The organism is Protofrankia sp. CiP1_Cm_nod4 (genome assembly GCF_982290645.1).
The window spans coordinates 1-12,641 of the sequence record NZ_CEVIVC010000129.1; the positions used below are offsets into that span (position 1 = coordinate 1).

Annotated in this window: 10 protein-coding genes; all 10 read right to left on the reverse strand. The window is 72.7% G+C overall.

Features of this window, described 5'->3' with window-relative positions:
• Positions 1–127: 127 nt before the first annotated feature.
• Positions 128–496, reverse strand: coding sequence for a DUF5615 family PIN-like protein (locus AC5LSR_RS19320; protein ID WP_250285866.1), 369 nt, complete (start codon positions 494–496; stop codon positions 128–130).
• Entirely contained in the window at positions 493–720 is a 228-nt protein-coding gene (locus AC5LSR_RS19325) for a DUF433 domain-containing protein (protein ID WP_250285867.1), read from the reverse strand. The genes AC5LSR_RS19320 and AC5LSR_RS19325 overlap by 4 nt, the downstream gene beginning before the upstream one ends.
• Positions 717–2,933, reverse strand: coding sequence for a rhodanese-like domain-containing protein (locus tag AC5LSR_RS19330; RefSeq protein ID WP_250285870.1), 2,217 nt, complete (start codon positions 2,931–2,933; stop codon positions 717–719). Before AC5LSR_RS19330 ends, AC5LSR_RS19325 begins: the two co-directional genes overlap by 4 nt.
• 293 nt (positions 2,934–3,226) lie before the next feature.
• Positions 3,227–4,915: a dipeptide ABC transporter ATP-binding protein gene (locus AC5LSR_RS19335; protein ID WP_250285871.1), complete on the reverse strand. Its 1,689-nt coding sequence runs from the start codon at positions 4,913–4,915 to the stop codon at positions 3,227–3,229.
• A gap of 185 nt (positions 4,916–5,100) precedes the next feature.
• Positions 5,101–6,162 carry an ABC transporter permease gene (locus AC5LSR_RS19340; protein ID WP_250285868.1) on the reverse strand — a complete coding sequence of 354 codons (1,062 nt, stop codon included), beginning with the start codon at positions 6,160–6,162 and terminating at the stop codon, positions 5,101–5,103.
• Between the two features lie 19 nt (positions 6,163–6,181).
• On the reverse strand, positions 6,182–7,132 hold the full coding sequence (locus AC5LSR_RS19345; protein WP_250285869.1) for an ABC transporter permease: 951 nt from the start codon (positions 7,130–7,132) through the stop codon (positions 6,182–6,184).
• Positions 7,133–7,145: 13 nt separating this feature from the next.
• Positions 7,146–8,861, reverse strand: a complete 1,716-nt coding sequence (locus AC5LSR_RS19350; protein WP_493465324.1) for an ABC transporter substrate-binding protein — start codon at positions 8,859–8,861, stop codon at positions 7,146–7,148.
• Positions 8,862–9,133: 272 nt separating this feature from the next.
• Entirely contained in the window at positions 9,134–10,432 is a 1,299-nt protein-coding gene (locus AC5LSR_RS19355) for an acyl-CoA dehydrogenase family protein (RefSeq protein ID WP_493468769.1), read from the reverse strand.
• Entirely contained in the window at positions 10,429–11,709 is a 1,281-nt protein-coding gene (locus AC5LSR_RS19360) for an LLM class flavin-dependent oxidoreductase (RefSeq protein ID WP_493468770.1), read from the reverse strand. Before AC5LSR_RS19360 ends, AC5LSR_RS19355 begins: the two co-directional genes overlap by 4 nt.
• A gap of 88 nt (positions 11,710–11,797) precedes the next feature.
• Positions 11,798–12,571 carry an alpha/beta hydrolase gene (locus AC5LSR_RS19365; protein ID WP_250290739.1) on the reverse strand — a complete coding sequence of 258 codons (774 nt, stop codon included), beginning with the start codon at positions 12,569–12,571 and terminating at the stop codon, positions 11,798–11,800.
• Between the last annotated feature and the right edge of the window lie 70 nt (positions 12,572–12,641).

A 12,641-nucleotide genomic window follows, 5' to 3' on the forward strand; every position in this document is an offset into this window, starting at 1 on the left:
GATCGCGGGAGACCGGAGCGAGCAGGTCGAGCTGATGAGCAGGGCCAGGCCGAGCAGGGCCAGGCCGAGCAGGGCGAGCCGGTGAGAGGGTGGGAGCAGGGGGATGCCGGATCGGGAGTAGCGGCACTCAGCGAAGTGGGAGTCGACGAACCCGCACATGGGTCGCGCTGAGCGATACGACGACGCCCTGTTCGAGGTCGGCTTCTAGCGCAGGCAGGTTGGCCAGCAGCAGGGCGGCTTGCGCGTCCGGCTTGAGCTGGTCGCCGGACCGGAGCAGGACGAGCGAGGGAGCGGTGCCACGACTGAGCGCGAGCAGAGTGGTGAAATCGCTGTCGGCGGAGATGATCGAACGCCCCTCGGTGACGGCGAACGCGCTGACCTCGGTGTCTGGAGAACCGCCAAGCTCGTGCTCGAGGACGTGCGTCGCGTCGATGCCCTTGTCGCGCAGCAGCTCGGCGACCCGTGGCGAGAGGTTCTCGTCGACGAGGATCCTCATGCGGCGATGAACGGGCGCTCCTGCGGCATCGTCTCCGCGGCGAACGCGAGAGCCGCGAGCACGTCGTCGCGCGTGAGTGACGGGTAGTCGGCGAGCAGCTCATCGACCGTCGAGCCAGCCGCGAGCTGGCCCAGCACCGCGGACACGGTGATTCGGGTACCGCGAATCGTCGGTGCGCCCGCCATGATGGCGGGGTCGGCGGTGACGCGGCCGGCGGTGGTCATGGCTGGGAGTCTACCGGCGGACCTTCCGAGCCGGTGGCCCGATGATCGTCGGGCTGTTCAGCCCGGACGGGAGACCGCTCGCCGGTGGCGACGGGGCGGGTGGGGTCGGAGGACCAGGCTGACCAGGAGCCGGGGAAGAGGGCGGCGTCGATGCCGGCCACGGCGAGCGCGGCGATCTGGTGGGCGGCGGTCACCCCGGAGCCGCAGTAGACCCCGACCGGCCGCGCGTCACCGGCGCTGGCACCGGCACCGAGCGCGGTGAAGCGGGCGCGCAGCAGGTCCTCGGACAGGAAGCGCCCGCCGCCGTCCAGGTTCTCCCCGGTCGGCGCGCTGACCGCGCCGGGGATGTGCCCGGCGCGCGGGTCGACCGGCTCCACCTCGCCGCGGTAACGCTCCGGCGCGCGGGCGTCGAGCAGGACGCCGGTGCCGGCCAGGTGGGCGGCGGCGTCGGCGTCGAGCACCGGCAGGTGCCCGGCGGTGAGCTCGACGTCCCCGGGCGCCGGGACGGTCTCGCCGGTCTCGAGCGGGAAGCCGGCCTCCCGCCAGGCGGTCAGGGCACCGTCGAGGATGCGCACGTCGGTCACGCCCGCCCAGCGCAGCAGCCACCATGCCCGGGCCGCCGACTGCCCGCCGTTGTCGTCGTAGACCACCACCGGCCGCCCGGCGGTCAGCCCCCAGGCCCGGGCCGAGCGTTGCAGCGCGGCGATGTCGGGGAGCGGGTGCCGGCCGGCGGTCCCGCCCGGCGTGGCGGCGAGCTCGGTGTCGAGGTCGACGTAGACCGCGCCCGGCAGATGACCGTCCCGGTGGTGCTCGCGGCCGTGCGGATCACCGAGAGCCCAGCGGACGTCGAGCAGCAGCGGTGGCGCGGCCGACGACAGTTCGTCGTGCAGCTGCTTGGCATCGACGAGCACCACCGGCCGGCCGGAGCGGCCGGACTGGTTGGAGCGGTCGGAATCGCCGTGCCGGGAGCCGGACTGGTCGGCGGGTTCGCCGACCGTCCCGCCAGTTTCACCGATCGTCCCCGTGTGTTCGCCAGCCGTCACAGTGGACTCACCAACCGTCACGATATCTTCACCTTCCGCAATAGACTGTTCGCTGAATGCCACAGAAGGTTTATCGGTCGCCCCGGCGGCTTCGCCCGCGCTTGCCGGGGCGTGGCCCGCCGACGCCAGCAGGGCGGCGAGGTCGGCCTGGCCAAGGCCGCCGGGAGGTGTCCCGGTCAGCGACGCCGTGGCGATCCGCTGCTGCACCCCGGCGTTGACCGGCGCGTCCAGGCCGTGCAGGCGGGCGAGCAGCACGATCTCGCCGTTGAGGAAGTCCGACTCGACCGAGCCGCCGCGGGCCAGGCTCTGCCAGGTGGAGCTGCCCTGCCGCTGATGGCCGGGGATGTCGTGCACGACCAGTTGGGACAGGTCGAGGCCACCGTCCGTCTGCACGTCGGCGGCTTCGATGCCGGCGGCGGCGAACACCGCCCGAGCCTCGTCCACCAGCGCGGCCGACGCGGTGTCGCGCAGCTCGCTGGGCGCGTAGAGCGCGTCGAGGTTGTAGGCCAGGTTGCCGAGCAGCTTGCCGGCCTTCCAACGGGCGATGTCCGCGACCACCTGGACGGCGAAGGAGGCCCGGCGCAGCTCGGCCGCGACGCGCTCCACGGCCGGGTCCACCACCGGGTTCGTCACCGTCGGGCCCGGCTCGACCGGGTCGCTCCCCCGCGGCACGCGGCCGGCACGGCCGAGGTAGAAGGCGCCGGCGATCGGCGCGCCCGGGGAGATCACCTCCGCCGGCCGCAGGTGCGAGGACGGGATGATGACCACCGCGTCGATCACCGTGGCGAACCGCCGCAGCGCCGTCCGGGCGTTGTCCAGGCCGTTCTGCAACAGCAGGACCGGCAGCACCTCCGCGGCTGTGCGCACGCTGCCGTGCACGTCCACCGGGCGCCACGCCCACTGCTGCAGCAGCGCTTCGGAGTCCTGCGACTTGCTGGCGAGCACCAGCACGTCGTCCGCGCGCAGGTCGACCTCGTCCGGGCCGCCTGCGACCTCAAGCGCGACCCGCCGGTCGCCGTCCGGCCGGATGTAGCGCAGGCCCTGGGATCGCAACACCTCGAGGTTCGCACCCCTGGCCACCGCGACGACCGCGATCCCGGCGCCGTCCAGTTGCGCGGCAACGGTCGCGCCCACCGCGCCGGCCCCGATGACTACGTACCTGCCGCTGATGGCACTACCTTCCTTTCGCACGGGCCCTTCACGAGCCTGTCACAGGCCTGTCGCAGGCTTTTCGTACGGGCATTCGACAGGAAGCCCGAACGGGAATCCGCCCGGGAACCTCCGATGGACACCTGTTGCCGTGCCTGACGGATGTTCGGTCGGACGGATGTTCGGTCGGACGGGCGGCGCCCGGACGACCACCAGTCACCAGACCAACCACCATCCATCAGACACGGCCTACGGTGTCAACGGGGTCTCCGCCGATCCCGGACGGATCCTCTCCGGTCCCGGTGGGGCCGGAGCTACTCCGGTCCCACCGGAATCCCGTCCGTTCCCGGCGGCGGGATCCTCGCCGGTGCTCCCTCCGGTCGGGCGGCCGCGGCCAGCGCGGCGGCGAACCGTTGCCCGGGGATGGCGCCGAGCAGCTCACGGGTGTGCTCCTGCTCGGGCGCGGCGAACACGGCCGCGGCCGGGCCGCTCTCGACGATCCGGCCGCGGCGCAGCACGGCGACCTCGTGCGAGAGCTGGGCGACGACCGCCAGGTCGTGGGAGATGAAGAAGTAGCTGACCCCGAGCTCCCGCTGAAGCCCGGTGAGCAGCCCCAGGATCTGGTCCTGCACGGAGACGTCGAGCGCGGAGACGGGCTCGTCGAGGAAGACCAGCTCGGGCCCGAGCGCGAGCGCCCGGGCGATCGCCACCCGCTGGCGCTGCCCGCCGGAGAGCTCCCGCGGCCTGCGGTCACGGAAATCCGCCGGCAGGGCGACCTGGTCGAGCAGCTCACGAACCCGGACGGCCCGGCTGGCCCGGTTGCCGACCCGGAAGGAGACCAGCGGTTCGGCGATGCTCTCCTCGACGCTGAACCGCGGGTCCAGCGAGGAGTACGGGTTCTGGTGCACGAGCTGGAACCGCCGGCGCAGCGGCCGCAGCTGCGACCAGCCGGCGGCGGTGATGTCCTTCCCGTCCAGGAACACCCGTCCGCTGGTGGGCTTGTCCAGGGCCATGGCGATGCGCAGCGCGGTGGTCTTGCCCGAGCCGGACTCGCCGACCAGGCCCAGGGTCTGCCCGGCCCGCACCGAGAGCGTGACGTCCTCCAGCGCCCGGAAGACCCGGTCGCCGCCGGACGTCCTGGGCAGGCGGAAGTCCTTGGTGACGGCCTCCAGCCGTAGGATCTCCGGCGCCGGGGCGACCTCGGTGAAGCGGGGGACGACCTGCCCGGAGTGCGACAGCGCCGGGGCGGCCTCGATGAGGTGCCGGGTGTACGGGTCGCGGGGGGCGAGCATGATCGATTCCGGATCGCCGCGCTCGACCACCCGCCCGTGCTGCATGACGACCACCCGGTCGGCGCGGTCGGCGGCGACCCCGAGATCGTGGGTAATGATCAGCAGGGAGGTGCCCGTCTCGGCGACGAGACGCCCGAGATGGTCGAGGATCGTGCGCTGCACGGTGACGTCCAGCGCGCTCGTCGGCTCGTCGGCGACGATGAGGCGGGGATGCCCGGCCAGCGCGATGGCGATGAGCACCCGCTGCCGCATGCCACCGGAGAGCTCGTGCGGGTACTGCCGGGCGCGCAGCACCGGCTCGTCCAGCCCGGCCCGTTCCAGGGCCTCGACCACCTCGGCGGGCACCAGCCGCCTGTCCACGCCGCGCCGGCGGACGGCCTCGGCCACCTGGCCGCCGACGCGCATCGTCGGGTTGAGACCGACCATCGGATCCTGCGGGACGAGCCCGACGACGCTGCCGCGGACCGCCCGCAGGGTGCGTTCCCGGGCCGTGGTGATGTCGGTGCCGGCCACCCGGATCGAACCCGCGACGACCTGCCCGTTGGCCGGCAGCAGCCCCAGGATGGCGTTGGCGGTGGTGGTCTTGCCCGAGCCGGACTCGCCGACGATGGCCACGGTCTCGCCGGGCGCGATCGTAAGGTCCAGGCCGTCGACCGCGAGGGCCGTCCGCCCCCGGCTGCGGTAGCCGACCGACAGCCCGGCCAGCTCCACGATGTTCGCGCCGGCCCCCTCGCCCGCTGCGCCCCCGGTCCGCCGCGTCGCTCCCTCGGCTCCCCCGGCTCCCTCGGCTCCCTCGGCTCCCTCGCGCGCCTCATTTCCGGTCCGCTGCGTCGCTCCCTCGCTCCGCAGCTGCCCGGCTGCGCCGGGCGACGACTCCGCTCGCTCGGCTCCCTCGCTCACGGGCGCACCTCCTCGAGAGTCCGGGCGACGTGGTTGAGGCCGAACACGACCAGGCCGACGAACAGGCCCGGCAGCAGCGACAGCCATGGGCTGGTGACCAGGTAGTTACGGCCGCTGGAGATCAGCGTCCCCCACTCGGCGGCGGGCGGCGGGGCCCCGAAGCCCAGGAAGCTCAGCGAGGAGATGCTCAGCACGGCGGTGCCGAAGTCGAGGATGGCCAGCACCATCACCGGGCCCCACGAGTTCGGCAGGACATGGCGCCACATCACCCTGAGCCATGAGGCGCCGCCGGTGCGGGCGGCCTCGACGTACGCCTGCCCCTTGACCCGGAACACCTCCGCCCGGGTCGTGCGCGCGAACCCGGGCACGATGCCCACCGAGACGGCTATCGCCACCGGCAGCGTCCCGAAGCCCAGCGCGGTGACAATCGCCAGCGCCAGCAGGAGCAGCGGCAGCGCGAGCGCGACGTCGACCGTGCGCATGAGCAGGCTGTCGATCCACCCGCCCAGGAACCCGGCTATGACCCCGATGGCCAGCCCGGCCACGACCGCGATCAGCACGGCTCCCCCGGTGGCCCTGATCGTCAGGGCCGAGCCGTGGAGGACCCGGGAGAACAGGTCCCGGCCCAGTTCGTCGGTGCCGAAGAGATGCTCCAGCCCTGGCCCGCGCAGCTTCTCCGCCGGCGCGGTCGCGGTCGGGTCGTACGAGGTGAACAGCCCGGGGAACAGCCCCGAGACCACGACGAACACGATGAACGCGGCGGCGAGGACGAACCCCGGCCGGCGCAGGAACGGCCGTGCCACCTCGTATGCCGCGGCCGCGGGCCGCCGGAGGCGCCCACCCGCCGGATGCCGTTCGCCAGGGCGGCCGTCGCCGGTGTCCGTCCAGCCAGGGCCGTTCCCGGCGTCGGGGCCGCTCCCGGCATCGGGGCGGGAGCCGGCGCTGGCGCTGGCATCGTCCGCGGCCGGCACCGGGAGCACGGCGGACGCGGGTACCGGGGCCGAGGGGGCGCCCACGGCAGCCTGCCCCGGGCCTTTGACCAGGATGTTCTCGGACATGATTCCTGCCTCAGTGACCCTAGGTGACCCGGGCCGTGTGGGCGACGCGAGGGTCGAGGAACGAGTAGAGCAGGTCGACGACCAGATTGACCGCGACGAAGATCGCCGCTGCGATGACGATGACGGCCTGGACGACGGGCACGTCCTGGCCGAGGACGGCCTGCTGGGCCAGCTGGCCGATCCCGTTGCGGGAGAAGACGGTCTCGACGACGACCGCGTTGGTCACCGTGTAGCCGACGAGCACGCCCAGCAGGGTGAGCGCGGGCAGGGCCGCGTTGCGGAACGCGTGCCGCAGCTGGACCGCCCAGCGCGACAGCCCCTTGGCCCTGGCGGTGACGATGTACGGCTCCTGCCAGGTGTCGCCGAGGCTGCGGATGAGCACCTGGGCGAGCATCGCCGACCCGGGAAGCGCCAGGGTGACCGCCGGCAGCACCACGCTGCGCCATCCTTCGGTGCCCCTGGCCGGCAGCCAGCCGAGGGAGAAGGCGAACACCTGGATGAGCAGCAGCCCGACGAAGAACGTCGGCAGCGAGATGCCCACGGCGGGCAGCCGCCGCAGCAGCACCCGGGCCGGGAGCCACTGGACGTACGAGGCCAGGTAGGCCAGCCCGACGCCGAACACCAGGAACAGTCCGACGGAGACCAGGGCCAGCACGATCGTCGAGGGCAGCCGGTCGGAGACGAGGGTGCCGACGGAGACGTTCTGGGTGAGCGACATGCCGAAGTCGAGGTGCAGGGCGTCCCACAGCCGGCCGAAGTACTGCGTGAGCACGGGCTCGTCGAGCCCGTACCGCGCCTCCATGGAGTGCAGCTGGCCCGGGGTGAGCTGGCTGACGTCGACCCCGCCGGCGGCGAGCTGCAGGGTGACCGGGTCGCTCGGCAGCACGTGCAGGATGACGAAGGTGACCGTGTAGGCCGCCCAGAGCACCAGCAGTGCCTGGGCGAGCCTACCGGCGAGATATCTGAACATCACGGCCGTCGGGTCACTTCGACAGCCAGATGTCGTTGGCGCGCAGGAAGCTCTCGGAGGTCCAGGCGAACCCGTGGACCTTGTTCGACAGCCCGGCCACCTGCACCCGGTCGTAGGTCGGGAAGACGACCCCGTGGTCGATCAGGTAGTCCTGCAGATCCTTGTAGGCCGCGGCGCGCTGGGCGGGGTCGATCGTGTTCAGCCCGCGGGCGAACAGCTTGCTGACCTCGGCGGCCGTGGCGTCGTCCTGGGAGTACACGGTGGCGTAGTTCTTCGTGACGGCCCGGTCGAGGGTCGAGCCGAGCACGCTCGGGTCACCCCGGGTCAGGTAGCTGCCCGCGAGGTCGAACTCGCCGGCGGTGGTCAGCTGGGTGAGCTGCGCGCTGGTGACGACCTTGAGCTGCAGGTCGATGCCGCTCTTCTTGAGCTGGTCCTGGAGCAGCTGCTCGCCGGGGGTCGAGGCGGTGATGAGGTAGGTCAGCGTCAGCTTCCGGCCGTCCTTGTAGCGGTAGCCGTCCGGGCCCTTGGCCCAGCCGGCGCTGTCCAGCAGCGCGGCCGCCCCGGCCGGGTCGTGGGCGAGCTTGGCGGACAGGTCCGCCGCGTACGGCGTCGTCGAGTCGTACGGCCCCTTCACCACCGGGTAGCTGTCCCAGTACACGGTGGACGCGTAGCTCTTCAGGTCGATCGCCTTGTACAGCGCCTGGCGCACCTTCAGGTCGGCCAGCGGGCCGCCCCTGTTGACGTTGGGCACGATCTGCGCGCTGATGCCGGGCAGGGAGCGGGTCTCGATGACGCCGTTCGCGGCCTTGATGATCTCCTGGTCGGCGGAGGTGATCGGCAGCCGCGGCCAGGCGACGTCGATGGTGCCGGTGGTCAGGCTGCCGACCCGGACGCTGTCCTCGGTGATGTAGCTGACGTCGATGCCGTCGAGGTACGCGTCACCCTTGTTCTTCACCAGCGCGCTCGGCCACGCGTAGCCCGCGCGCCGGCTGAGCCTGGCCGCCTTGGCGGCGGTGTAGCTGTCGAGCACGAACTGCCCCGAGCCGATGACCTTGCCCGCGCAGCGGGCCTCGGCGGTCTCCTTGTAGGTGGCCGGCGAGAGGACCGCCAGGGTGGTGGTGGACGTCGCCTGCAGGAACGCCGCGTTGGGCACCTTGAAGTTCACCTTCACCGTCTGCGGGTCGACGGCGGTCGACGACTCGTAGCCGGCGAGGTAGGTCACGCCCAGGGTCGACTTGGCGCCGAGGTCGCGCACCCCGTCGAAGGCCGTCTTCACCGCGGACGCGTCGAGCGGCGTGCCGTCGCTGAAGGTGACGCCCTTGCGCAGGGTGAAGGTGTATTCCCGGGCGTCCGGGCTGACCGTCCAGCTCGTGGCGAGCCACGGGACGATCTCACCGGTGGCGGGGTCCTGGTCGGTCAGCGAGTCGGCGAAGTTGCGGTCGATGCTGCGGCTTTCGATCCAGTACACCTGGTTGGGGTCGATGCAGCCCTGGAAGTCCGCCCAGAAGGCGATCTTCAACCGGCCGCCCGGCACGGGCTGCGCGTTGTCGGCGTTCGTGCCGCTCCCGCCGTCCCCGCCGCCACAGGCGGCCAGGAAGGCGACGGTGAGGAGGGAGACGGTCGCCGCCCGCCAGCCGTGGCCACCGCCGCTCCTGTTGTTCCCGCTGGTGTTCCCGTCGGTGTTCCCGCCGGCGTCCTCGCCATTTCGGCGACGCCACAATATGGCCATCAGGTCGTGACTCCCAGAGTTGTTTTCCGTGAACAGGCCGGGTGGATTCCAGAGCTCCTGGAACCGGTCAGAAAAGAACGTTCGTTATGGCAGCGGCGCCGGGAACGGGGACGCGGATGCCGGGTACCGGATACCGGATGCCGGATGCCGGATGCCGGATGCGGTGTACCGGATGCCGGATGCCGGTCAGGCGTGGCCCGGGCCGCCGGCCAGGTGCCCGGCGGCACCCGCGGCGGCTCCCCGGCCGGGCTGACGTGGCCCTGAAGGTGGCCCTAACAGCGCTCGGCGGTGAGCGTCTGACGCCCGGCGAGCAGCAGGGCGGAGTCCTCCTGCGGCGGATGGACGCGGGCACAGTAGACGTCACGCAGGTGCCGCTCGAGCGGGTTGTGCCTGGTCAGGCCCGGGTTGCCGATCGCCGCCACCGCGGTCTGCACGGCTGTGACAGCGGCGCGCACGATCAGCGGCTTGGCGACGAGGAACCGCCGCGGCGCGCTGGGGTCACCCTCGTCGAAACGGCGGACCACCCCGTAGGCGATCTCCTCAGCCTGGACCAGCTGCGCCTCGATCTCGCCGGCGATGGTCTGGATCCGCTCGGTCGTGGCGATGGGACGTCCCAGCGAGGTGGGTACGCGCTCGTTGGCGAAACGCAGGAAGAACTCCTGCGCGGCCCGGGCCACCCCGATGTACAGCGCGGGCACGCCGATCCCGACGGCACCCAGGCCCGGGTCGGCGCGCTGCTCGGAGAGGGGCACGCCGCGGAAGTTCCCGAAAGGGATCTCCACGTCGGTGTAGATGACGTCGTGCGTGCTGCTCGCCCGCAGCCCGAGGTGGTCCCAGGTGCGCACGATCTCGATACCGGGGGTGCCGGCGGGGACGACGGCGTGCGCCAGCAGCGGGTCGGGGTCCTCGGTGGCCGCCCACACCAGGTGGTAGGCGAGGCCTTCCGAGCTTGTCGCGAAGCCCTTGTGCCCGTTGAGCAGCCAGCCGTCGGCGGTCCGCCGGATCTTCGTGGCCGGCAGCCCGCCGCGGGCGGGCGCTCCCCACTCCGGCTCGGCGCGGACGGCGTTGAGCAGCACCGGCCGCCGGCGGGAGTCGTCGACCACGGTGCGGTAGAGATCCGCCGGCCACCACGGGTCGATGTCCTCCAGCACGTGCTGGAGGATCGTCATCGCCGTGATCAGGGCGACCGACGGGTCGCCCCGGCCCAGCCACTGCAGGACCCGGACGCTGTCGGTGGCGCTGAGGCCCTGGCCGCCGTAGCGGGGCGAGATCCCCAGCCGCAGCAGGCCCGCGTCGTGCACGGCCTGGATGCCTGCCCAGGGGAACTCCGCGGAACGGTCGTACTCCTCAGCGGTGAGCGCGATCCGCGCGCTCGTCCGGGCGAGCACGTCGTCGGAGATGTCCACGACCGGCAGCGCGGCCACCGGAGGGCCGGCATCGGCATCGACATCGACATCGGGACGGCCGCCGGCAGCGGCAGCGGGACGGCCGCCGGCGGCGGGATCGGCGGCGGGCAGGCCGGTGGCGGGGCGGTCGGCCGGGCCGGTCCGGGACCGTGACGGCACGCTCACGACGCCACCTGCTGCCCCGGCCGGCCGGCCCGCGCGGACGACGTTTCCCGCGCCCCCGCTCCCCCGGCACCGTGCGGGCCACCGGCCGAGGCCCCCGAAGCGGCGGAAGTGGCCGAGGTAGCCGCCGAGGTGGCCGAGGTAGCCGGGCGGCCGCGCCCGGCGTCCTCCCGCACGATCTCGCCACGACGGCCGGTCGCCGCGCGGTGGGCCAGCTCCTCGCGCACCAGCGGGAGAAGGTAGCGGCCGTAGTCGATGACGTCGTTGAGGTTGTCGTACCCGCGGATCGAGATGAGCTCGGCGCCGATGTCGACGTAGTCGAGGATGGCGGCGGCGACGGTCTCGGGCGTCCCCACCAGGGCGGTGGACGCGCCGGCGGCGTTGGTCGCGGCTGCCGTGGGCGTCCACAGCGCACGATCGTGCAGGTCACCGTCGCGGGCCACCCGCAGCAGCCGCTGAGAACCGACGTTGGGTGGTTCCTGCACGCCGGTGGCACGGAACGCCGCGTGCGCGAGCCCGTTGTTGCCCCGCAGGACGTCGAGGATCCGGTGGGCCTTCTCCCAGGCCAGTTCCTCGGTGGGAGCGATGATCGGGCGGAAGGTGACCCAGATGCGGGGGGTGTCCGCACGGCCGGCGAGGCGGGCCTGCTCGGCCACCGCGTCGATCTGCTCCCTGGTCTGCCTGAGCGGTTCGCCCCACAGCCCGAAGATGTCGGCCTGCGCGCCGCCCACCTGGTAGGCCTGCGGCGACGACCCGCCGACCGACACCGGGATGCCGCCGTTGACCGGCCGCACGACCGAGACGAAGTCCTCGAAGGAGTAGTAGGTCCCGGCATGGTCGAACGGCGCTGTCGAGGCCCATACCCGGCGGAGGATGTCGATGTACTCGGCCTGTCGCGCGTAGCGCTCGGTCTTGCCCAGCCGGTCGCCCTCGCGGGCCTGCTCGTGGTCGTCCCCGCCCGCGATGAAGTGCACCACCGCGCGTCCGCCGCTGAGCTGGTCGAGGGTGGCCAGCTGTTTGGCCGCGACCGTCGGGTAGATGGTGTTGGGCCGCAGCGCGACGATCGGCCGGAGCCGCTCGGTGACCTGTGTGATGGCCGTGGCCAGGGTGAACGGGTCCTGGAAGGAGGAGTGGTAGGGCACCAGGGTGTAGTCGAAACCACCGTCCTCCAGGACCCGCGCGTAACGCCTGAGGAAGGGCACGTCAACGGCCGGGAGGCGGAGCCGGTTGAGCTCGTTGGACGGGTTGATGTTTATGCCGCTGATGAATTCGACGGTCACGGATCCTCCGGATGCGCCGGACGGTGGCTGATCGGTGCGCCAGCCGCGGCTTGGCACGGATGGCGGCGGCTGGCATGGATGGCGGCGGCTATGACCAGGGTGTCCAGCGCGCGATCGCGGGCAGGCCGGTGCCGGTCCGCAGCCGTTCGAGGAACAGCACGACCACGGCCGCGGCCGTCCGGTGGGTGGCGTCGTTGAGGGCGTCGTGCTTGCCGCCGTCGATGGTGACGAACTCGGCGACGGGCGCGCCCGCGTACCGCTCGCGCGCGGCCGGCAGCGGGCTGAGCAGGTCGGCCGTCCCGTGCAGGCCGAGCACCGGCACGGCGACCTGGCGAAGATCACCGTCGACGATCCAGGACCGGGGTATCGGGACGGTCAGCGCGCCGCGGCGCACCGACACGTCGGCGTCCAGCCGCGCCTGGTGGGTGGGGCAGGCGGTGCGCTCACCCAGCTCGGTCTCCCACTCCCATTCCCCGATGCCGGTGGTGGCCGTCTCCCCGCCGGGGAGGCCGACGAGGATGAGGCCGTCGGCCCGCACCCGCCCGGTGGCGACCAGCGCCGCGGCGAACGCCGCGCCCGCGTCGGAGCCCGCCAGCACGCGCGGCGCGGGCAGGTCCGGGTCGGCCAGCAGGCGGTCGATCTCGGAGGTGACCGTCCGCTCGTGCGCGGTCGGGTCGCCGACCACCCGGACCCGGTAGCCGTCGAAGGCGATCCGGTTGCCGAACCGCTCGTAGAGCCCCGGGTGCTCGCCCCGGCCGGCGATCAGGATCACCGTCCCCCGCGGCGCGACCGCGGGCGGGTTGTCCCAGGCCGCGAGAGCGGGCGCGTCCGCGGCGGTGGTGGCGAGCTGAGCTGACGTCATCGATCTACGTCCTTATGTGCGGGCGGGCAGCTGATGTCCGGTAGCCGGAAGCGGTACCGGTGGGCGGGAG

Coding starts and splice junctions, on each gene's coding strand:
- AC5LSR_RS19320 (WP_250285866.1), bottom strand. CDS start 496: ATGAGGATCCTCGTCGACGAGAACCTCTCGCCACGGGTCGCCGAGCTG.
- AC5LSR_RS19325 (WP_250285867.1), bottom strand. CDS start 720: ATGACCACCGCCGGCCGCGTCACCGCCGACCCCGCCATCATGGCGGGC.
- AC5LSR_RS19340 (WP_250285868.1), bottom strand. CDS start 6,162: ATGTCCGAGAACATCCTGGTCAAAGGCCCGGGGCAGGCTGCCGTGGGC.
- AC5LSR_RS19345 (WP_250285869.1), bottom strand. CDS start 7,132: ATGTTCAGATATCTCGCCGGTAGGCTCGCCCAGGCACTGCTGGTGCTC.
- AC5LSR_RS19350 (WP_493465324.1), bottom strand. CDS start 8,861: ATGGCCATATTGTGGCGTCGCCGAAATGGCGAGGACGCCGGCGGGAAC.
- AC5LSR_RS19365 (WP_250290739.1), bottom strand. CDS start 12,571: ATGACGTCAGCTCAGCTCGCCACCACCGCCGCGGACGCGCCCGCTCTC.